This window comes from Rhodococcus sp. Leaf247 (assembly GCF_001426185.1).
In the GTDB taxonomy this organism is placed as follows: Bacteria; Actinomycetota; Actinomycetes; order Mycobacteriales; family Mycobacteriaceae; genus Rhodococcoides.
On record NZ_LMRP01000001.1, the window covers coordinates 887,229 to 908,362 of the forward strand.

The following is a 21,134-nucleotide window of genomic DNA, read 5'->3' on the forward strand; positions in this document are numbered from 1 at the left end:
CACGCGCGACGCTCAGCTGCCGGACGTACTGGCCATCACCGGCACCATCACGGCCACGGTGACCGCCGTGTAGACGTCCTGCACCGCCTTCCGGACAGCCTCACCGGCCCAGTCCCCCTGCGCGATGTCCTTGGCGCGGTTTCTGATCGAGCGTTTGTCGGCATCGGGCAACACCTTGTGCGTGGCATCGATCGCCGACAGCAGGGCGACCAGTGCGCAGGTGCGCGCGTCGGGGTCGAGTCCGTCGACCAGCACCGACGACAACGTGGCGCGTACCCGATCCTCGTGCGAGGAATCGCGCGCCGGCCACGACGTCGTCGGGAAGAGCCCGAGAACCCGCCCGCGCTCCTCGCCGACGAACCCCTGATCGATCACCCTGGCCACGACCTGCTCGCGAATGCCCTTGTGCAGCTTCTCCACGGCGGACTTGGGCGTCATCGGCCGCTTCGCCGTCTCGATGGTGTCGACCGCACGGGCGAGGAGCTGATCCGACGGAATGCGACCGGGCGTGACGGCGAGGCGGCCCTTCTTCGTGGACTCGTTGTCGCCGGCGACGAAGACCGTGCCGTCCATCGCCAGCTCGAGCACCACGGCGCCGGCGAGGACACGCGGCAGTTTGGTGCTGTCGACGACCGGCTTCCCCGATCCGTCGTCCAGAAGGAGAAGGAGCAGATCCTCGGCAATCAGGGTCATGACTCGACCTTACGGAACGCGGACGAATATTACAGTCGGGTCATGAGCGAATCCGGTGCCTACCGCAGGGCGTACGACGCCGCCGCGACCGATCCCGAGACCTTCTGGCTGGACGCCGCGCGCGCGGTCGACTGGGAGAGCGCCCCGACACGGGCCCTCGACTCCACGACGCCACCGTTCTACCGCTGGTTTCCGGGCGGCACCCTGAACACCTGTGTGAATGCGCTGGACCGGCATGTCGCCGCAGGCGCGGGCGACCGAGTGGCGCTCATCCACGACTCGGCGATGACGGGAGCGCGGGTGTCCTTCACCTACGCCGAACTGTTGGCCACCGTGTCGCGATTCGCCGGGGTGCTCGCCGCCCACGGTGTCCGCACGGGCGACCGCGTCGTCCTCTACATGCCCATGATCCCCGAAGCCGTCGTCGCGATGCTCGCGTGTGCACGCCTCGGCGCCGTCCACTCCGTCGTGTTCGGCGGTTTCGCGGCGAAGGAACTGGCCGCACGTATCGACGACGCGGACCCGGTCGTCGTCGTCACGGCGACGGGTGGCCTGGAACCCGGTCGCACCGTCGACTACGTGACCCCTGTCGCGGCGGCCCTCGAAATGTCGACGGCGACGCCGCGCGCCGTGATCGTCAGGACCAGGCCGGAGGTCTCGATCGAGACACCGGCGACCTGGCTCGACTGGGACCGCGAAATGGAGACGGCGGAACCTGCCGACCCGGTCACCGTCGCGGCCACCGATCCGCTGTACATCCTCTACACGTCGGGTACCACCGGAAAGCCGAAGGGCGTGGTGCGCGACAACGGCGGCCATGCCGTGGCCCTGACGTGGTCGATGCGCAACATCTACGACGTCGGTCCCGGCCAGGTCATGTGGACGGCGTCGGACGTCGGGTGGGTGGTCGGCCACAGCTACATCGTGTACGGCCCCCTGTTCGCCGGCGCGACAACCGTTCTGTACGAAGGCAAGCCGGTGGGAACGCCCGATGCCGGCGCGTTCTGGCGCGTGATCGCCGACCACGGCGTCCGAGCGCTGTTCACGGCGCCGACGGCGCTGCGCGCCATCCGCAAGGTCGACCCCGACGCGGCGCTGCTGGACGAGTACGACGTGTCGTCGCTCGAGACCCTGTTCGTCGCCGGGGAGCGTCTCGACCCCGACACCTTCGCGTGGGCGTCCAGGATCCTGGGCAAGCCGGTCGTGGATCACTGGTGGCAGACGGAGACCGGGTGGGCCATCTGCGCGAACCTTCGAGGTCTGGAAGCGATGCCGATCAAATCCGGCTCACCCACCGTCCCCGTTCCCGGATTCCGCGTCGGCGTCCTCGACGCAACCGGTGCGGCAGTGCCCGAGAACACGGAGGGCAACATCGTGCTCGAACTACCGCTCCCCCCGGGCACTCTCACGGGTCTGTGGAACGACGACGAGCGATTCGTGAAGTCCTACCTCGATGCCTTCGACGGGCACTACCTGACGGGCGACTCCGGATACGTCGACGCCGATGGATACGTCTACGTGCTGGGCCGCACGGACGACGTCATCAACGTCGCCGGGCACCGATTGTCCACGGGCAGTATCGAAGCCGTGGTCGCGTCGCACCCGGCCGTCGCGGAATGTGCCGTCATCGGCATCCACGACGAGACGAAGGGTCAGCGACCGAGCGCGTACGTGGTGCTGAAGTCCGGGGTGTCCATCGACGAGGACACGCTGCGGGCGGAACTCGTCGCCGCGGTGCGCGCCGACATCGGCGCCGTCGCGACCTTCCGCGACGTCACCGTGGTGCAGGCGCTGCCGAAGACCCGCTCGGGCAAGATCCTGCGAAAGACGATGCGGCAGATGGCCGACGGAACCGAGGTGGTGGTTCCGTCGACCATCGAGGACGCATCGGTGCTCGACGCGCTCGCGGCCGTCTTCAGGACTTGAGCGCGGCGAAGCGACGCAACGCTTCCTCCCGCTCGTGCTTGTGGTCGACGATCGGCTCGGGGTAGTCCTCGGGCCGACCGTCCTTCAGCATGTGCACCGCCTTGCCGTCGATGCCGCGTAGTTCGGGGACCCACCGACGCACGTAGTCACCGTTCGGGTCGAACTTCTCTCCCTGCGTGGTGGGGTTGAAGACGCGGAAGTACGGCGACGCGTCGGTTCCCGTGCCGGCGGTCCACTGCCACCCGTGCTGATTGCTGGCGATGTCACCGTCCATCAGGTGATGCAGGAAGAAACGCGCTCCACGCCACCACGGCAGGTGCAGATCCTTGACCAGAAACGACGCGACGATCATGCGCACCCGATTGTGCATCCAGTTCTCGGACACCAGTTGTCGCATGCCGGCGTCGACGATGGGAAAGCCCGTCCTGCCGTCGCACCATGCCTGGAACAGCTCGTCCGCGTGCTTGCCGGAGTCGAGTTCGATGGCATCGAATCGCTTGTCGTAGTTCTCGCGGGCGCTGTCCGGGCGGCGGAAGAGGATGTCTCCGTAGAAGTCTCGGAAGCACAGTTCGCGTCGGTACGCCTCCGATCCGTCGTTCTTCAGAGACGCGAGGTCGGCGAGCATCGTCCGGGGATGGATGGTGCCGTACTTCAGATGCACCGACATGCGGCTGGTGCTGTCCTTGTCGGGACGGTTGCGCTCGTCGTCGTACCCGGCGGCGCGGTCGTCGCGGAAGTCTGCCCACGAGGCCAGGGCCGCCTTCTCCCCCGCGTCGACGTCCGCGTGCGTGCTCTCCTCCGGGATGTCGGTCCGCGCAGGGCCGCCCGAGAGGCTGTCCGGATCGATCCATGTGGCCGTCTTCGCGGACGTGTCGGCAGGGCCACGCCACCCGTGCTCCTGCCACCGGCGATAGAACGGGGTGAAGACCTTGAAACCCTCGCCGTCGTCCTTGCGGATCCGTCCCGGTGACACCGCGTACGGGGAACCGGTGCGGACCAGGTCCACCGACTCCGCCACCGCGTCGTCACGCCGGCGACCGTACGGTCCGAAGTCCTCGCTGACGTGGACGGCATCGGCCCCGACCGCCTTCGCGACGGCCGGCACCGCGGTGACCGGGTCTCCCTCGACGACCAACAACCGGCCGCCCAGCTGCTCGTTCAGCGCGGTGAGCGAGCGGAACAGCACATCGCGCCGCGCCGGTCCGGACGGCCCCAGCAGGTGCTGGTCCAGGACGAACAGTGCCAGCACGTCCCGTCCGTCCTCGGCCGCGTGCGCCAGGGCCGGATGATCGCCGAGTCGGAGGTCGCGCCGGAACCACAGGACGGACGGTGCATTCTCACTCATGGTTGATGTTCGTACCCGTTCCGCCGCTCGGCCGAACGTCAGGGGCCGAGGAAGGGCGGTTCGCCGGGAAGCAGTCGGGTCTGCACCTGCGCCTGCACCAGACCGGCGAGAGCGGACGGGGCCGTCTTCAGCGGTCCCAGCGGATCGGTGCCGGGAGGGGTGAGCTGCAGGCAGCTCTGCGTACCGATGCGGGAACGATCCGCCGGACCGTCGTGATCGAGCGCGTCGGCCAGCATCGCGATCGCGGTGGCATCGGACGGCAGCAGCACGTGGGACACGTACTTTCCCGGGCAGACATCCTGGATCACCAGGTTGGCAGCACCGTCCATCGCGTTGGCGGCGGGAGCCGGCCGCACCAGCTCGTCGAAGGCGGTCGCGACGGTGGTCACCGACGACCCGGCCGGGAACGGCGTCTCGACGAGGGCAGTCATGAAGTCCGAGCCCGTGGAGAACTGCCAGATGGGCGCGGCGCACCCACCGAGCGCACCGCAGACGGCGTCGGTGTCCTGTCCGGCTCCGACGGGGGCGAGGCCCACCACATCGTCGACGACGGCAGCGACATCCGGGTCGGACTTGACCGCCCACGCCGCGAGCGTCCCACCCTGACTGTGTCCGACCAGGTCGACCGGGCCGCCGCGGGCATCCGCGGTGCGCAGCACGGCGTCGATCACGTACTGCGTACTGATCTGGACGTCCACCGTCGCGCGACTCGGAAGTTCCACCGTGCAGAACGGCCGACCGGTCTGCGTGAGCCACGGTTCGAGAACGGCGCCGAAGTCCTCGGCGCTGGTCGTCCAGGTTCCGTGCACCAGGACCACCGGATCCTCGGCCGCTCCGGCGACATCGCCCGTGCACCGGTACGTCGACCCCACACCGGACTCCGCCGGCGCAGCGACGGCGGATACCGCACTGACCACCACGGTCGCGGCAACAGCCGTCACCACCAGCCCGATGCGCATCGGCACTGTGAACATCGACATCGCGCTGTACGACACATCGATCACCCCCGAGGCGGAAAGCTACCGCCTGCCGGAGACCGAGCCGTCCCGAAATCGGACATCCGAGACGGCTCGAGGGGAAGTCACCAGCGCGAACCCCGAGTCACAGGACGAACAACATCTCCTGGTACGTCGGCAGCGGCCACAGGTCGTCGGCCACGACCTCCTCGAGTGTGTCCGCGGCCGCACGCACTGCCGCCATCGCGGGGAGCAGGGCTTCCTTCGCGTGCGTCGCCTCACCGAGAGCGTCGTGACCGGTGTCGGCCGCGAGCGCTGCCTTCAGCGTCGCCAACCCCGCGCGGAGAGCAGCGAGGGGTTCGGACACGGCATCGAGCGGCGCCATGTCGATCTCGACCCCGACCGCCTTCAACGCGGCCAGGTTCTGGGCCACCTCGGTCTGGTAGCGGACCGCTGCGGGAAGCACGATGGTGGTCCCCATCTCTAGGGTCAACCGTGCCTCGACTCCGATGGTCAACGCGTACTGCTCGAGCCCGATCTCATAGCGGCTGTGCATCTCCCGCGAGTTGAAGACGTTGTACTTGCCGAACAGCGCGAGAGCCTCGTCGGTGATGAGCTCCGGCAGGGCGTCGAGAGTGGTGCGCAGGTTCGCCAGTCCACGAGCCTCGGCCTCGATCGGCCAGTTCTCGGAGTATCCGTCGCCGTTGAACACCACGGCGCCGTGATCGGTGATGATCTGCGTCAACAGGTTCTGCACCGCGGTGTCGAAGTCGACGCCGTCCGCGACAGCCGTCTCCAGTTCGGTGGCCATGTAGTCCAGCGACTCGGCCATGATCGTGTTGATGACGACCATCGGCTCGTTGACCGTCTGCATGGATCCCGGTGCGCGGAACTCGAACCTGTTGCCCGTGAACGCGAACGGGCTGGTGCGGTTGCGGTCGCCCGGGTCCGTCGGCAGAACGGGGAGCGTGTCCGCCCCGATCATCATGGTGCCCTTGCCCTTCGACGACGTCGCCGCACCCTTGGCGATCTGGTCGAAGACGTCGGCCAACTGGTCGCCCAGGAAGATCGAGATGATCGCGGGCGGAGCCTCGTTGGCACCGAGGCGGTGGTCGTTCGTCGCCGACGCGACCGAGGCGCGCAGCAGGCCCGCGTACTTGTGCACGGCGCGGATCACGGCGGCGCAGAACACCAGGAACTGGGCGTTGTCGTGCGGGGTGTCTCCGGGTACGAGCAGGCTGCCGAGTTCGGAGTTGCCCAGGGAGAAGTTGACGTGCTTACCCGAGCCGTTGACCCCGTCGAAAGGCTTCTCGTGGAACAGGATCTCCATGCCGTGCTTCTTGGCGATGGTCTTGAACGTCGTCATCAACAACTGCTGATGGTCGGCTGCGATGTTGCCGCGTTCGAACATCGGCGCGATCTCGAACTGGCCGGGCGCGACCTCGTTGTGACGGGTCTTGGCGGGGATACCCAGCTTGAACAGCTCACGCTCGGTGTCCATCATGAATCCGAGAACACGCTCGGGAATGGCACCGAAGTAGTGGTCGTCGAATTCCTGCCCCTTGGGCGGCTTCGCGCCGAACAACGTCCGGCCCGCGTTCAGCAGGTCGGGGCGCGCCAGGAAGAAGTGGCGGTCGACCAGGAAGTACTCCTGCTCCGGGCCACAGAAGGACACCACGTGCTCCGGGCTGGTGTGACCGAACAGCGTCAGGATGCGCTCCGCATGGCCGCCCATCGCCTGCTGCGAGCGCAACAGGCCCGTCTTGTGATCGAGCGCCTCACCCGTCATCGACACGAAGACCGTCGGGATGCAGAGAGTGTTGCCGTTGGGGTTCTCGAGCACGTACGCCGGACTGGTCACGTCCCAGCCGGTGTACCCGCGAGCCTCGAACGTGTTGCGCAGGCCGCCGTTGGGAAAGCTGGACGCGTCGGGCTCGCCCTGGATCAGCGTCTTGCCGGCGAACTCCGCCATCGCGGACCCGTCGGACACCGGCTCGAGGAAGCTGTCGTGCTTCTCGGCGGTGAGGCCGGTGAGCGGGTAGAAGACGTGCGCGTAGTGCGTCGCACCCTTCTCGATCGCCCAGTCCTTCATCGCCGACGCCACCGCGTCCGCCACCATCGGGTCCAGCGGAGCACCGTGCTCGATGGTCTTGACCACCGACTTGTAGACCGACTTCGGCAGTCGCTTCTGCATGACGACCCGGTTGAAGACGTTCTCCCCGAACACCTGGCCCGGCGTCTCGGAGTCGGTGAAACTCACGGCCGGAGGCTGGTAGGCCTCGACGGCGCGCAAGGCCTGCAGACGAACGGTGTTCGCGCTCATGGTGGTACCTCTTCCGGTTCGGGACAGCTTCGCGAACACTAGAGACCGTTGATTCCGGGAATGTTGCGCAGATGTGACCGGCGCGGTCGTTTCTGCGCCCGGTTCGGCACAATCGACCCATGACCGAACCCACGACCGACTCCGACCGGCCCGCGACAGTGCTCGTGGTCGACGACGACGTGGATGTTCTGGGCTCCATCGAGCGCGGACTGCGCCTGTCGGGATTCACCGTCATCACCGCGCGGGACGGGGCCTCGGCACTCGACCTCGTCGGCACCCACGACCCCGACGTGGTGGTGCTCGACATGAACATGCCCGTACTCGACGGCAACGGAGTGGTGACCGCGCTCCGGGCGCGCGGCAACGACATTCCCGTCTGCGTCCTGAGCGCCCGCAGCTCGGTGGACGACCGCATCGCCGGCCTCGAATCCGGTGCCGACGACTACCTGACCAAGCCGTTCGTCCTCGCGGAACTGGTCGCGCGCATCAAGGCGATGCTGCGCCGACGAGGCGGACCCGGCTCGGTCGCGTCGGCGTCTGTACCCGCCATGGTCGTCGGACCGCTGAGCGTCGACGAGCCCGGACACCGGGCCGCGATGAACGGGCGTCCACTCGACCTGACCAAGCGCGAGTTCGAACTGCTCGCGGTGCTGGCGCGCAACTCGGGTGTGGTGCTCAGCCGCGAGCGTCTCCTCGAACTGGTGTGGGGGTACGACTTCGTCGCCGACACCAACGTCGTGGACGTCTTCGTCGGCTATCTGCGTAGGAAGATGGAAGTCGGTGGCGCCCCACGCATCCTGCACACCGTGCGGGGTGTCGGATTCGTCGTGCGGACATCTGCGTGACGCGGCGCCCGTTCTCGCTGCGAGCGCGTGTCGCGGCCGCCACCGCGCTGGGCGCGATCGTCATCGTGTCGCTGGTGGGCTGGTACGTTGCCGCGGCGATCTCCCGGAACAACATCATGCAGCTCGATCGTCGACTACAGACCGCCTCCGACGTCGTGGTTCCGCGCGCGCAGACGTTCGAGGTCTTCCTGGGCAGCCTCAGTCGGTCGGAGGCGTTCGCCATCACGATCCGCCAGGCCGACACCGTGCGCGCGAGTACGCAACCTGAACTTCCGGACCTGACCCTGGGCTCGTCGACCGCCGATGTCGACGGAACCCCGTTCCGCGTGTACACAGCCGTGGTTCCCGATCGGCAGGACGCCGAGGTCTCCATCGGGGTGCCGCTCTCGGAGGCGCAGGACATCACCGACGACCAGCAACGACAGGTGTTGCAGGCCGGGGCGCTGGCCGTCAGCGCCTCGACGGTGCTGGGGTGGATCTTCGGCGGCCGTGCCGTCCGGCCGTTGATGCGGCTCACCCGCGACGTCGCGAAGGACCCGCCGACGCCGCCGCGCAAGTCCACCGGGGTGCGCGAAGCGGATGCGTTGGCCGCCGCCGTGGGCGACATGCTCCAACGCGTCTCCGACGCTCAGGAACGAACTGAGAGCGCGCTCGAGACCGCCCGCGATTTCGCAGCGGTGTCGGCGCACGAACTGCGGACGCCCCTGACGGCGATGCGCACGGACATCGAGGTGCTGCGCACCCTCGACCTGTCCGACGAGCAGCGTCGCGAAATCCTGGGCGATCTCCATCGGACGCAGGGCCGGGTGGAGTCGACGTTAGCGGCGCTCGAACGGTTGGCGACGGGTGAGCTGACATCGGCAGCAGATCGCGTGAGCATCGACGTGGTGGAGGTCGCCGACCTGGTGGCCAGGGATGCGGAGCGGACTATGCCGTCCCTGCACGTGCGCGTGGAGGCGACCGGCCCGGTCACGGCACTGGGCCACCCGACGGGGCTGCGTCTGGCACTCGACAACGCCGTACTCAACGCTGTCCGTCACGGCGAGGCGACGTCGGTCGTCATCACGATCGAACGGATGCAGGACGGCAGCAGTCGAATCATCGTGGACGACAACGGAACCGGCGTGCCCGAGGACGAGCGGGAGCGCGTGTTCGGACGATTCGAACGGGGAACACGCGCCGCGGCGGGCGGGTCCGGTCTGGGACTGGCGCTGGTCGCCCAGCAGGCTCATCTGCACGGGGGAGCCGTGCGCTTGGAATCGAGCCCGCTGGGCGGCGCGAGGTTGGTGCTGGAGGTGCGCTGACCTCAGGCGTTGAGCAGGTCGATCACGAACACGAGGGTCTTGCCGGACAGTCGATGGCCGGCGCCCGCGGGGCCGTAGGCCAGCTCGGGCGGGATGGTGAGCTGACGACGGCCGCCCACCTTCATGCCGGGGATGCCGTCCTGCCAGCCCTGGATCAGGCCGCGCAGCGGGAAGGTGATGGACTCCCCGCGGTTCCACGACGAGTCGAACTCCTCGCCCGTGTCGAATTCGACGCCGACGTAGTGAACCTCGACGGTACCGCCGGGAACAGCCTCTTCGCCGTCACCGATCGTGATGTCCTCGACCACGAGGTCTGTGGGAGGGGGGCCGGCCTGGAACTCGATCTCGGGCTTGGTCACAAGAACTCCTGTAGTCGATTGATACCGAACAACGTTGATCAGTACCTGCCGATTCTACCGTGAGGGTGCTCACCCGATCGGGGACGGCATCTCCGCGACCCGATAGGCGCAGGTCGACCGGGTGTCGGTGGCGGGATCGTGCATCTCGACCTTCCACGCTCCGGCGAACTGATCCACTCCCGCGATCATCGACACGGTTCCGGACAGAAGCACCGTTCCGGGGGAGAACAACCCACGCTCCTCCAGGACGTCGAGCCAGTGGTCGGGGGTCAGCAGGTCCGCCAGAGAACCGTCCTGGATCAGCGTCGTCGCGTCCGACTCCCCCACCCACGCCCGCAGCGTGATGTCGTCGAGACGATCGCGGACGTCCGCGAGTCGCCAGGCCGTGGAGCCCAGCACGTCCGGCGACGCGTTCTTGCTCCACGCGACGCTGTGCACCTCGAGCTCACGGTCTGTGTGATCGCACGCGGCGGTCAGCAGCACGTCGTCACGCCCGGGTCCGGTGATCACCAATGCCCACTCGGCCTCCCCGGACGTGCGCCCGTGCTGGACGTCCACGTGCGAGGTCTGTTGCGCGAGGTAGGGCGAGACGGGATACATCGCGGGTGTGGCGGTGGGGGCCGGAACGCCGAGCTCGGCGAGTTCGGCGATGTGGGAGGCGACTTCTGCCTGATCACGCCCGGCATAGCCGGCATTGAGCAGGGTAGTCACAGTCACCGATTCGGATGAGCCGTCGGGAAGTTCGAAGGTCAGTGTCGTCATGTTTCGCTCCTGTCACCACTACGTTTCGTTGCGCCCGAGGGGTTGCGCATACGTCTTGTATACAGCAAGTATATGAACCACGACACCCGAAAGGACACCTCATGGACGGCACGACACACGAGAGCGGGCAGGTGATCCGTCCCGATCGGACGGCGCTGACCAAGGCTTTCGCTGCCAGCCTGACCGGCACGGCGCTCGAGTGGTACGACTTCGCCGTCTACTCCGCGTCGGCCGCGTTGATCTTCCCGATCATCTTCTTTCCCCAGAGCGACCCGCTGACGGGAACGCTCCTCGCGTTCTCCACGTACGCGGTCGGATACGTCGCCCGACCCATCGGCGGATTCGTCTTCGGACGTCTCGGCGACGTCATCGGCCGCAAACAGCTGCTCGTGATCACGTTGCTGCTGATCGGCATCACGACGTTCCTCATCGGCCTGCTCCCCGGCTACGCGACCATCGGCGTCGCGGCTCCCATCATCCTGGTCGCCCTCCGATTCGCCCAGGGCATCGCCGTCGGCGGCGAATGGGGCGGCGCGGTGCTGCTGTCGAGCGAGTACGGCAATCCGCGCAGGCGAGGATTCTGGTCGTCCGCAGCCCAGATCGGCCCGCCGGCAGGCAACCTGATGGCCAACGGCGCGCTGGCCGCCCTCACGTTCTTTCTCACCGAGGATCAGTTCGAGTCGTGGGGATGGCGCGTGGCGTTCTTGCTGTCGGCCGTCCTCGTCGGATTCGGTCTCTGGATCCGCCTGAAGCTGGAGGACACCCCGGTCTTCAAAGCCCTCCAGGAGAGCGGCGACCGTGCCGAAGCACCGATCACCGAAGTGTTCCGTGAGCAGTCACGTCCGCTGATCGCCGCGATCCTCTCCCGGATCGCCCCCGACGTCATGTACGCGCTGTTCACCGTCTTCTCCATCACCTACGGCGTGCAGAAACTCGGGTTCGTCCGCAGCGAAGTCCTCGCCGCCGTGCTGATCGGTTCGGCGTTCCAACTTCTCACGATCCCCCTGGCCGGCGCCGTGTCGGACATCGTGAATCGTCGGTTGGTCTACGGGGTCGCCGCCATCGGCGGGGTGGCCTGGGTCGCCATTTTCTTCATCCTCATCGGCGGCAGTTCGTTCGCCATGCTGGTCGTCGGCATCGTCGTCGGGCTGACGTTCCACTCGTTCATGTACGGGCCGCAAGCCGCATTCGTCACCGAGCAGTTCTCGCTGCGCCTGCGGTCGACGGGAAGTTCCCTGGCGTACACGATCGCCGGTGTCTTCGGTGGCGCGATCGCTCCGTTGGTGTTCACGTTCCTTCTCGACCGGATCGACAGCTGGGTGCCCGTGTTCGTCTACATCATGGCGATGGGAGTGCTGACGATCGTCGGACTGATCCTGGGCCGCGGCCCGGACCCCGCCGAGGAAGAGGAGTACGTGCGCAACAACCTCAGCCACGCAGCAGAATCCGCATCGTGACGTCGAGGTGTGCATCGATCTCCGCCGCGGCACGCGCCGGATCCCCCGACGCCAAGGCATCGACGATCGCGCGGTGCTCGGTGCACACCTGGCGCTTGCGGTCGGGCGCCCCGAACAGGGCCGACAATCCTGCGCGCAACTGTCGTGCTCGCAGTCCCGCGTACGTCCGGGACAGCAGCTCGCTCCCGGCCGAGTCGATGAGTTCCTGATGGAACGTGCCGTCCAGGTCGATGAAGGACCGGGCATGGTCCTCCGCTGCTCCCGTCGCCAGAGCTTCCTGCTGCTCCAACATGGACGTCATCGTCTCGATCGGGACGTTGTCGGCGGTGATCGCGCGCTCGGCGGCATGCCGTTCGAGAACGCCGCGAAGGTCCATCAGTTCGCCGATCTGCCGTCCGGACATCGGCGGCACGTACGCCCCGCGGCCCCGCACCATCTCGACCAGACCCTCGGATACCAACAGCAGCAACGCTTCCCGGACCGGAGTGCGCGACACTCCGATCTGCGACGCCAACTCGCCCTCGTTCAGGAACGTCCCCGTGAACGCCGGTTCGGACAGAACGCGGTCACGGAGATAGCCGTAGGCGCGTTCACGACCGGACTGCTCTTGCATACTGTGTGTATACCAGTTCTCCCGTTCCGCACGTCATCGTCAGGAGTCACGCATGAGAATCAGCCTCGCCCAGATCACCGCCTCCCGCGATCCGCAGGAGAACATCGACCTGGTCCGCTCCTCCGTCCATGACGCCGTGGACGCGGGCGCCCGACTGTGCGTCCTTCCCGAAGCCACCATGCGCCGCTTCGGCGGCTCCATCGTCGATGTCGCCGAGCCCCTCGACGGCCCCTGGGCGACCGCGGTGCGCGGCATCGCCGACGACGCCGGCATCACCGTCGTCGCCGGAATGTTCACTCCCGCCGTCGGAGGCGACGAGAGGGTGCGCAACACGCTGCTGATCACCGGCGGCGGCGTCGACACCTCGTACGACAAGATCCACCTGTTCGACGCGTTCGGTTTCGCCGAATCCGACACCGTCGCACCGGGTTCCGATCCCGTCGTGACGGACATCGACGGCGTGGGAGTCGGATTCGCCACCTGCTACGACATCCGCTTCCCCGGCTTGTTCCAGACACTCGCCGACCGCGGAGCTCTCCTGACGGTGGTGCCGGCGTCCTGGGGTCGCGGCCCCGGCAAGGTGGACCAGTGGACACTGCTCGCCCGCGCACGGGCGCTCGACTCCACCACGTTCATCGCTGCCTGCGGTCAGGCGGACCCGGCGGAATCAGGAATCGAGATCACCGGATCGGCGCCCGTCGGCGTCGGCAACTCGATGGTGGTCTCCCCCACCGGACACGTGCTGGACCAGCTGAACTCGGCGCCCGGAATGCTCACGATCGACGTCGACACGGACGAGATCGGCGCGGTGCGTCAGAACCTGCCGGTCTTGGAGAACCGGAAGTTCTGACGCACCGCGCCGTCCGTGTGGTGCGGGAAACGACCGATCAGCGGCCGTCGATGCCCTCGTAGCCGCGCTCGGTGTAGCCGGTGTAGATCTGACGGGGGCGACCGATCTTGGCGTTCGGGTCCTGGTGCATCTCCTGCCAGTGCGCGATCCAGCCGGGCAGACGGCCGAGTGCGAACAGCACGGTGAACATGCGCTCCGGGAAGCCCATGGCGCGGTAGATCAGGCCCGTGTAGAAGTCGACGTTCGGGTACAGCTTGCGCTCGACGAAGTAGTCGTCGGACAGCGCGACCTCTTCGAGCTTCATCGCGATGTCGAGCAGCTCGTCGTTGGTGCCGAGCTTCTCGAGGATCGAGTGCGCCGTCTTGCGGACGATCGCTGCACGCGGGTCGTAGTTCTTGTAGACGCGGTGTCCGAAGCCCATGAGCTTGACACCGTCCTCCTTGTTCTTGACCCGCTTGAGGAAGTCGGCGCTGTCGCCGCCCTCGCTCTGGATGCGGTAGAGCATCTCGAGCACAGCCTGGTTGGCGCCGCCGTGCAGCGGGCCCCACAGTGCGTTGATGCCGCCGGAGATGGACGTGAACAGGTTGGCGTTCGACGAGCCGACCAGGCGCACCGTCGAGGTCGAGCAGTTCTGCTCGTGGTCCGCATGCAGGATGAGCAGCATGTCGAGAGCCTTGATCATCTCCGGGTCGGCCTCGTACGGCTCGGCCGGGAAACCGAACGTCATGCGCAGGAAGTTCTCGACGTAGCTCTTCGAGTTGTCCGGGTACAGGAACGGCTGTCCGACCGACTTCTTGTAGGCGTAGGCCGCGATGGTCGGCAGCTTGGCCAGCAGACGGATCGTCGAGAGCTCGACCTGCTCGGGATCGTTCGGGTCCAGAGAATCCTGGTAGTACGCCGACAGCGCGTTGACTGCGGACGACACGACGGGCATGGGGTGCGCGTTGCGCGGGAAGCCGTCGAAGAAGCGCTTGAGGTCCTCGTGCAGCAGAGTGTGCCGACGGATGCGGTCGGTGAAGTTCTCCAGTTCGACCGAGGTGGGCAACTCCCCGTAGATCAGCAGGTAGCTGACCTCGATGAACGACGACTTCTCGGCAAGCTGGTCGATGGGGTATCCGCGGTAGCGCAGGATCCCCTCGGCACCGTCGATGTACGTGATCGCCGACTTGGTGGAGGCCGTGTTGACGAACCCGCCGTCGAGCGTGGTGTACCCGGTGTTCGCGAGCAGTTTGCCCAGCTCGATACCGTCGTTGCCCTCGGTCGCTTTCGCGATGGTCATATCGTGTTCGCCACCGGGATAGATCAGCTTGGCGGTAGCGGCGTTGTCGGCATTCTCAGCGGGCACGAATGGTCCCTCTCGAGCTCGGTGTAACGGAACTTGTGGTGTCTCGATAAAACTAGTCGTCGCCGACCTCGTCCGCCCAGGGAGGGTCCGCACCGGGCCGCGACACGGTGATGGCGGCTGCCCGCGCGGCGAACGTCAGAGCCGCAGTCCACTGCTCGCCGGCGAGTCCACGGACGTCTCCGGACGACCGCACGCCCTGCTCCGTCAGGTGGTGCAGGATCGCGCCGTGCACCGTGTCACCTGCACCGATCGTGTCGGCAACATCGACGGAGACTCCCTGAACCGTCGTCTCGCCGTCCGCCGTGACGACGGACAGACCGTCACCACCCCGCGTGACGACGACGGCGGTCACGCCCGCGGCGAGCCAGTCGTCGACGGTCGATCCGCCTACACCCTCGCCCAACCACCCCGCGTCCTCGACCGAGACCTTGAGGATGTCGACGGACGGAAGCCACGACCGGAACCGGGCGCGGTACCTGTCGGCGTCGGTCATCGCCGCCGGACGGATGTTCGGATCGAGCATCGTCAGGACCCCGGCCTCGTGCACGCGGGCGAGGATCGACGCGTAGACACTCGCCCCCGGCTCGTACAGCAGGGACAGCGTGCCGAACGAGGCCGCGGTGATCGAATCGGGAATGTCGGCGGGCTCCTGGACGAGTCGGTCCGCGGTGCCGTCGGCATAGAAGGAGTACTCCGCGGCGCCGTTCGCGTCGAGCACCGTCAGGGCGAGCGTGGTGAGCTCCGGTCCACGCTGGAGATGATCGAGCCCGACGTTCGACGCCTCGAGCCACGCCACGAGGTCGCGGCCGAACGGGTCGCGGGAGATACGCGAGAGGAACTGCACGTCCGCGCCCAGCCGACCGAGCGCTACCGCGACGTTGAACGGGCCGCCGCCCAGCTTGGGTGTCAGGGTAGGCCCGCCACCGGCCCGGTCCGGCACCAGGTCGACGAGCGCCTCACCGCACACGAGGATGCTCATGCGCTGATCCCCCACTGTCCGGTCCACGTCTCGCCCGGCTGCAGAACGATCAGTCCCACACCGGAATTGAGCGCGTCGGGCGGGCACGTCATGGGTTCGATCGCGAGCGCCCGGCCGCGGTCCGGGTACGCCTGATCGTGGTCGGGGTCGGCCGTGAAGACCTGCACCCACGGGAAGTTCGCATCGGTCCACAGCACGGTGGCCGCGCTGTCCGGCGGCGTCAGATACTGCCGCGCGATGCCGTCCGCGTCGGGCACGAGCGCGCTGAAGGGAGTGTCGAGCCACACCCCGGACAAGCTCCGCGCCTCGGCGAAGTCGAGGTCCGTGCCCTTGACGGGCACGGGGCCGCCGCTGGGCAGGTTGCGTTCCGAGTCGAGCGGCAAGCGCACACCCGCCGAGAGTCGCAGCGTGCACTCGTCGAGAGGAGCGTCGCCCGCGCGGACGAAGGAGTGGACGCCCATACCGAACGGCGCGGTGCGGTCGCCGATGTTCGTGGCCGTGTGGGTGACGGTCAATCCGTCGTCACCGAGGCTGTGACGCGCGGTCAGACGGAGCGCGAACGGCCATCCCTGTTCGCCGCCGATGTCGATGGTGTGGGTGATCGACGAGTCGGACCGCTCGGCGACGTCCCATTCGCGCCGACGGACCAGTCCGTGGCTCGCGTTGTTCCTGGCAGGCTCGGTGATCTCGAGCTGATGCGTCTCGCCGTCGAAGGTGAATCTGCCGTCGCGGGTGCGGTTCGGCCATGGTGCGAGAACCAGCCCCGCCGACAACGGGGGTTTGACGCCCGCCTCCCACGTCTCGGTGAGTCGCCGGCCGGCGTGCTCGAGGGCACGCAGACCCGCACCGGTGGCGGCGACGTCGGCGCGGTACGCACCGTGGCGCAGAGAGTGGGACAGGGCGGATGGCGCGTCGTCGACCATGTCAGCACGCTACCGCCCCGGTATGTCGCGTCGTTCTCTGTACGGTGGATCGGGTGTCCACAGTCGCCGTCGCCACCGAACCGGTGGCACCCCGCCGCTGGGTCGACAGGACCCTCGTCGACATCGTCGTTGTCGTCGCGGCCCTGGTGGTATTCAACCTGACCGCGCACTTCGCGCCGACCCCCATCGCGGTCGCCGCGGTGCCGGTCGGCGCCCTGCTGCTGCTCGCCTTCGCCCGTGCGCGCGGCCTCCAGTGGAGCGACCTGGGACTGAGCAACGTCGGACGCGGAGCCCGTCACGGCGCCGCCGCGGCGGGCATCACGCTTCTCGTCGTCGCCATCGCCGCGTCGATACCGCTGACGCAGAGCGCCTTCCTCAACGAGCGGTACGGCGTCAACGTCGGCGCCACACTGTTCGCGGCCCTGGTCATCATTCCGCTCCAGACGGTCGTTCCCGAGGAGCTCGCGTTCCGCGGCGTCCTGCACGCGAAATTGTCGCGGCGCTTCGGCATTCGTGCGGTCGCCGTCATCGGTTCGCTGCTCTTCGGCCTGTGGCACGTGGCGTCGTCACTCGGCCTGACGGTGGGCAACGACGGCTTCTCCGCCGTGCTGGGAACCGGCCTCTTCGGTCAGATCATCGGGGTGTGCGGCGCCGTCGCCGGGACCACCCTGGCCGGCTTCGTCTTCACCTGGCTACGCCATCGTGGCGGCAGCATCATCGCCCCCATCGGGCTGCACTGGGCGCTCAACGGCGCCGGCGCGCTGGCCGCACTCGCGGTGTGGCACCTCACCTTTCACTGAGACCGAGCGACGCCGCCAGATCCCGCACGATGTCGGCGTAGAACGCGCCGGTGTCCGCGGTGACGCCGACCAGGTGGCCGAAGCGCTCGAACGACACGGCGCCGAACACGGTGATCCACGCGGACAAGGTGCGGGCCACCAGGTCGTCCGTCATCACGCCACTCACGTCCTCCCCGCGGGTCTCCCGGAAGTGCTGCACGACGAAGTCGCGCGCCGGCGAGTAAAGGCCGGGCTCGATGGCCGTCGGCGGCTCGGATCGGTAAGCATCGACGACGATGCTCACCAGCACGAGGGTAGGCCGGGTCGCGGGAACCACCGTGGTCCGCGGAGCGCGGTAGCCGGGCACGGGTGAGCCGTACAGCAGCGCGTATTCGTGGGGGTGCGCCGCGGCCCAGGACCGCAGCGCGTCACATACCGCCACCCAGCGGTCGAGAGGCTTCCCGCCCCGCGGATCCGCGTCTTCGAGAGCGGCGCCGACCTCGTCGTAGCACTGCACGATCAACGCGGTGAGCAGGTCGTCCCGGCTCGCCACGTAGCGGTAGACGGCCGAGGACACCATGCCGATCTCCCGAGCCACCGCCCGCAGCGACAGCGACGCGGGACCGACCTCGGCGAGCTGTGTCCGTGCGGCGCTCAGGATCGCGGCCATCGTCTCCGTGCGTGCGGTCTCGCGGGGCGTGGGCATGCCTTCACAGTAACCGAGAGCACCGCTCTTGACTTTCGAGAGCGGTGCTCTCATAGTTAAGGCGAGAGCGGTGCTCTCCACTACGGAAGGTGTTTCCCATGTCCGATCGTCACGTCGTCGTCGGGGCCGGCCCCGTCGGTACCCACGTCGCCCGCCTCCTCGCCGACCGCGGCTCCGAGGTCGTCCTCGTCTCCCGCCGCGGCACCGCCGTCCCGGGTGTCACGGCCGCCGCCGCGGATGCTTCCGACGCCGACGCTCTCAGCGCGCTCACCGAAGGGGCCCGTGCCCTGTACAACTGCGCGAACCCCAGCGACTACACACAGTGGCATCAGGTGTGGCCGCCGCTGGCGCGGTCGCTGCGCACCGCCGCCGAGCGGACAGGCGCCGTCCTCGCGGTCACCGGCACGCTGTACCCGTACGGGCCCGTCGCCGACGGTGTCATGCGCGAGGGAATGCCCGACGCGGCCACCGACCACAAGGGAATGCTGCGGGCGCAGATGTGGCGCGACCTCGCCGACGCACACCGCGCCGGAACTCTGCGGGCAGTCGAGGTACGCGGTTCGGACTACGTGGGAACGGGAGTGGGCGCGAACGGCCACGTCACGCGTCTCCTCCCCGCTGCACTGGACGGCAAGGCCGTCTGGGCGATCGATGCGGCCGACGTGCCGCACTCGTTCACCGACGTCCTCGACGAAGCGCGAGCGCTGATCGCCGCCGTCGACACCCCCGAATCGTGGGGACAGGTGTGGCACGCGCCGACCAATCCCGCTGTGACACTGCGACAAGCGATCACCGACACACTCGCGGCCGTGGGCAGACCCCCGGTGCCCGTACGCGTCGTACCCCGGCTGATCACGCGGGCTGCGGGTCTCGCCGTACCGATGCTGCGGGAGCTGAACCAGCTGTCCTACCAGCGCACCGCGCCTTACGTCCTCGACTCGACCCGGTCACAGCAGATGCTGGGTATCGAGCCCACGCCCTGGGCGGAAGTGTGCCGCCGCACCGCTCAGGTCTGAGCGGTGACGTGGTATTTCACGAACGCCGGGATTGCGAGGGCTGCGATCATCACCCCGACGATCACCAGCACGCCACCGCCCGCTGCTGCCGCCGCGGTGCCCACCATGAACGCGGCGGCGCCGTGCAGGACGTCGCCGACGCGCGGGCCGCCGGCGACCACCACGATGAAGACGCCCTGCAACCTGCCACGCATGTCGTCGGTGGCGACGGATTGCAGCATCGAACTCCGGAACGCGGCGGAGATCATGTCGGCGCCGCCGCCGATCGCCAGGAAGCCCAACGCCATGTACAGCGCCCACCCCCGCTGGCCGACGGTCGCGAGCGCCACGGAGATACCGAACCCGATCATCGCGCCGCCCCACACCACGATGCACGCGATCACCGCGACACCCTGTCGCCGCACCCGCGGCAACCACCCCGAGAACACTCCGCCCAGCACCGCGCCCGCCGACAGCGACGCGAACAGCAGACCGAGCACCAGTCCACCCTCGGCCGGGTCACCGAACGTCTCGGTGGCCACCTCCGGGAACAGGGCGCGCGGCATCCCGAACACCATCGCGATGATGTCGACGACGAACGAGGCCAGCAACACCTTCTGCGTCGCCAGGTAGGCGAACCCTTGGAAGACCTCGCGCAGACCCGCGCGTCGCGACTCCCCCGTCGGCGGGATCTTCGGCAGTCGCGCGACTGCCCACAGCGTGACCGACAGCGCGATGGTGTCGAGCAGATACAGCGTCGGCAGACCGAAAGCGGGAATCAAGGCGCCGGCGAGCATCGGGCCCGCGATGGCACCGAAGTTGAACACCGTCATGTTCAGCGAATTCGCAGCGGGCAACTGCCGCACCGGAATCAGGCGCGGAATGATAGCGCTGCGCGTCGGCTGATTCACCGCGAAGAAGCCCTGCTGCACGGCGAGCAGCACCAACACGATCCACACGTTGTTCAGCCCGAGGTGCGCCTGCAGCCACAGCATGAACGACGTCGCGCCGATCCCCACCGTGGTGATCATCAGCAGGGTGCGCCGATCCATCACGTCGGCCAACGCCCCGCCCCACAGCCCGAACACGACGAGAGGAACCAACGCGAAAGCACCCGCGAGTCCCACGTACGCCGAACTCGACGTGATCTGGAAGATCTGTTGCGGCACAGCGACGACCGAGAGCTGGGCACCGATGACCGTGACGACGCCCGACGCCCACAGGCGTCGATAATCGGGGTTCTGGAGAGGAGTGGTGTCGGCGAGGAGTTTCACGGTTGCAGACGTTCGACGCCGGACGCCGTGACCACCAGCCTGTTGTGCAGACGGTTGTTCCGGCCCTGCCAGAACTCGACGGACTCGGGTGCGATGCGGAGGCCGCCCCAGTTCGGAGGCACCGGCACGTCTTTGTTCTCGAACCTGTCCGTCACGTCGGCAAGTTGCCGTTCGAGATCCTGGCGCGATCCGATGGGTTTCGACTGCTGCGACGCCCACGCACCGAGCTGCGACCCCCGCGGACGGGTGGCCCAGTAAGCAGCCGTCTCGTCGGCGCTCACCCGCGTGACCGGTCCGCGCACCGTGAGTTGACGCTGGATACCGATCCACGGGAACGTCGCGGACGCAAAGGGCGTCGACTCGAGGTGGCGGGCTTTCGCCGAGCCGTAGTTGGTGAAGAAGACGACGCCGTCGGTCGAGATCTCCTTGCAGAGCACCGTTCGAGTGGCCGGTCGGCCCTGCGCGTCGACGGTGCCGAGCGTGAGGGCATTCGGTTCCGGCAGACGCGCGTCGATCGCCTGCTGCAACCACACGCGGGCGAGCGCGAGCCAGCCGCCGGCGAGGTCGCTCTCCTCGAGATCGTCGTCCCCGCCATACGCCACCCGCATATCCGCCAGGTCGATGTTCTCGGTCACCGCGCAGACGCTACTCCCGAGTTTTCCGGGTGCCACCCGTACCCACTATGGTGCGATGACATGCC

20 protein-coding genes are annotated in these 21,134 nt (G+C 67.8%); 7 read left to right on the plus strand and 13 right to left on the minus strand.

The features are described from left to right. Positions 1-12 precede the first annotated feature (12 nt). Positions 13-693 carry a GOLPH3/VPS74 family protein gene (locus tag ASG64_RS04165; protein ID WP_056070267.1) on the minus strand — a complete coding sequence of 227 codons (681 nt, stop codon included), beginning with the start codon at positions 691-693 and terminating at the stop codon, positions 13-15. Positions 694-735: 42 nt separating this feature from the next. On the opposite strand from ASG64_RS04165, the gene ASG64_RS04170 reads away from it, so the two are divergent. Beyond that, positions 736-2,619, plus strand: coding sequence for a propionyl-CoA synthetase (locus tag ASG64_RS04170; protein WP_056070270.1), 1,884 nt, complete (start codon positions 736-738; stop codon positions 2,617-2,619). On the opposite strand, the gene ASG64_RS04175 is transcribed toward ASG64_RS04170, so the two are convergent. The 3 genes from ASG64_RS04175 to ASG64_RS04185 form a co-directional block, all read right to left on the minus strand. Further along, entirely contained in the window at positions 2,609-3,964 is a 1,356-nt protein-coding gene (locus ASG64_RS04175) for a cryptochrome/photolyase family protein (RefSeq protein WP_056070272.1), read from the minus strand. The genes ASG64_RS04170 and ASG64_RS04175 overlap by 11 nt on opposite strands. Before the next feature lie 38 nt (positions 3,965-4,002). Next, complete coding sequence (locus ASG64_RS04180; protein ID WP_156388250.1) at positions 4,003-4,944, minus strand: esterase/lipase family protein; 942 nt, start codon at positions 4,942-4,944, stop codon at positions 4,003-4,005. Between the two features lie 121 nt (positions 4,945-5,065). Continuing rightward, on the minus strand, positions 5,066-7,243 hold the full coding sequence (locus tag ASG64_RS04185; RefSeq protein ID WP_042575909.1) for a glutamine synthetase III family protein: 2,178 nt from the start codon (positions 7,241-7,243) through the stop codon (positions 5,066-5,068). Positions 7,244-7,362: 119 nt separating this feature from the next. On the opposite strand from ASG64_RS04185, the gene ASG64_RS04190 reads away from it, so the two are divergent. Together ASG64_RS04190 and ASG64_RS04195 are read left to right on the plus strand one after the other, a co-directional pair. Continuing rightward, positions 7,363-8,088: a response regulator transcription factor gene (locus ASG64_RS04190; protein ID WP_042575898.1), complete on the plus strand. Its 726-nt coding sequence runs from the start codon at positions 7,363-7,365 to the stop codon at positions 8,086-8,088. Next, complete coding sequence (locus ASG64_RS04195; RefSeq protein WP_056070277.1) at positions 8,085-9,392, plus strand: sensor histidine kinase; 1,308 nt, start codon at positions 8,085-8,087, stop codon at positions 9,390-9,392. The genes ASG64_RS04190 and ASG64_RS04195 overlap by 4 nt, the downstream gene beginning before the upstream one ends. Positions 9,393-9,394: 2 nt before the next feature. Here the strand turns inward: ASG64_RS04195 and ASG64_RS04200 are convergent, their stop codons facing one another. Together ASG64_RS04200 and ASG64_RS04205 are read right to left on the minus strand one after the other, a co-directional pair. Beyond that, entirely contained in the window at positions 9,395-9,751 is a 357-nt protein-coding gene (locus ASG64_RS04200; protein WP_042575896.1) for an FKBP-type peptidyl-prolyl cis-trans isomerase, read from the minus strand. Between the two features lie 69 nt (positions 9,752-9,820). Next, positions 9,821-10,513, minus strand: a complete 693-nt coding sequence (locus tag ASG64_RS04205) for a DUF2848 domain-containing protein (RefSeq protein WP_056070279.1) — start codon at positions 10,511-10,513, stop codon at positions 9,821-9,823. Positions 10,514-10,614: 101 nt separating this feature from the next. Here ASG64_RS04205 and ASG64_RS04210 point away from each other — a divergent pair, with 101 nt between their 5' ends. Continuing rightward, positions 10,615-11,970, plus strand: a complete 1,356-nt coding sequence (locus ASG64_RS04210) for an MFS transporter (RefSeq protein WP_056070284.1) — start codon at positions 10,615-10,617, stop codon at positions 11,968-11,970. Here the strand turns inward: ASG64_RS04210 and ASG64_RS04215 are convergent. Further along, complete coding sequence (locus tag ASG64_RS04215; protein ID WP_056070287.1) at positions 11,942-12,583, minus strand: GntR family transcriptional regulator; 642 nt, start codon at positions 12,581-12,583, stop codon at positions 11,942-11,944. The two genes, ASG64_RS04210 and ASG64_RS04215, sit on opposite strands and share 29 nt — an antisense overlap. 52 nt (positions 12,584-12,635) lie before the next feature. Between ASG64_RS04215 and ASG64_RS04220 the strand changes: the two genes are divergently transcribed. After that, positions 12,636-13,433, plus strand: coding sequence for a carbon-nitrogen hydrolase family protein (locus ASG64_RS04220; RefSeq protein ID WP_056070291.1), 798 nt, complete (start codon positions 12,636-12,638; stop codon positions 13,431-13,433). A gap of 37 nt (positions 13,434-13,470) precedes the next feature. On the opposite strand, the gene ASG64_RS04225 is transcribed toward ASG64_RS04220, so the two are convergent. The 3 genes from ASG64_RS04225 to ASG64_RS04235 are packed head-to-tail and all read right to left on the minus strand — an operon-like array spanning position 13,471 to position 16,680. After that, a complete protein-coding gene (locus ASG64_RS04225; RefSeq protein ID WP_082043216.1) occupies positions 13,471-14,778 on the minus strand; it encodes a citrate synthase in 1,308 nt (435 codons plus the stop codon). A 52-nt stretch (positions 14,779-14,830) separates the two neighbouring features. After that, positions 14,831-15,757: a carbohydrate kinase family protein gene (locus tag ASG64_RS04230; RefSeq protein WP_056072663.1), complete on the minus strand. Its 927-nt coding sequence runs from the start codon at positions 15,755-15,757 to the stop codon at positions 14,831-14,833. Further along, complete coding sequence (locus ASG64_RS04235) at positions 15,754-16,680, minus strand: aldose 1-epimerase family protein (RefSeq protein ID WP_056070294.1); 927 nt, start codon at positions 16,678-16,680, stop codon at positions 15,754-15,756. The genes ASG64_RS04230 and ASG64_RS04235 overlap by 4 nt, the downstream gene beginning before the upstream one ends. A gap of 53 nt (positions 16,681-16,733) precedes the next feature. Between ASG64_RS04235 and ASG64_RS04240 the strand changes: the two genes are divergently transcribed. Beyond that, on the plus strand, positions 16,734-17,480 hold the full coding sequence (locus ASG64_RS04240) for a CPBP family intramembrane glutamic endopeptidase (protein WP_231568758.1): 747 nt from the start codon (positions 16,734-16,736) through the stop codon (positions 17,478-17,480). Here ASG64_RS04240 and ASG64_RS04245 read toward each other — a convergent pair. Then, positions 17,467-18,165, minus strand: a complete 699-nt coding sequence (locus ASG64_RS04245; RefSeq protein ID WP_056070296.1) for a TetR/AcrR family transcriptional regulator — start codon at positions 18,163-18,165, stop codon at positions 17,467-17,469. The two genes, ASG64_RS04240 and ASG64_RS04245, sit on opposite strands and share 14 nt — an antisense overlap. Before the next feature lie 98 nt (positions 18,166-18,263). On the opposite strand from ASG64_RS04245, the gene ASG64_RS04250 reads away from it, so the two are divergent. Continuing rightward, the gene (locus ASG64_RS04250; protein ID WP_056070299.1) at positions 18,264-19,181 is read left to right on the plus strand and encodes an NAD-dependent epimerase/dehydratase family protein; all 918 of its coding nucleotides are present in this window, start codon (positions 18,264-18,266) and stop codon (positions 19,179-19,181) included. On the opposite strand, the gene ASG64_RS04255 is transcribed toward ASG64_RS04250, so the two are convergent. Together ASG64_RS04255 and pdxH are read right to left on the minus strand one after the other, a co-directional pair. After that, positions 19,172-20,434: an MFS transporter gene (locus ASG64_RS04255; protein ID WP_056070303.1), complete on the minus strand. Its 1,263-nt coding sequence runs from the start codon at positions 20,432-20,434 to the stop codon at positions 19,172-19,174. The two genes, ASG64_RS04250 and ASG64_RS04255, sit on opposite strands and share 10 nt — an antisense overlap. Next, positions 20,431-21,042, minus strand: coding sequence for a pyridoxamine 5'-phosphate oxidase (gene pdxH, locus ASG64_RS04260; protein ID WP_056072666.1), 612 nt, complete (start codon positions 21,040-21,042; stop codon positions 20,431-20,433). Before pdxH ends, ASG64_RS04255 begins: the two co-directional genes overlap by 4 nt. Between the last annotated feature and the right edge of the window lie 92 nt (positions 21,043-21,134).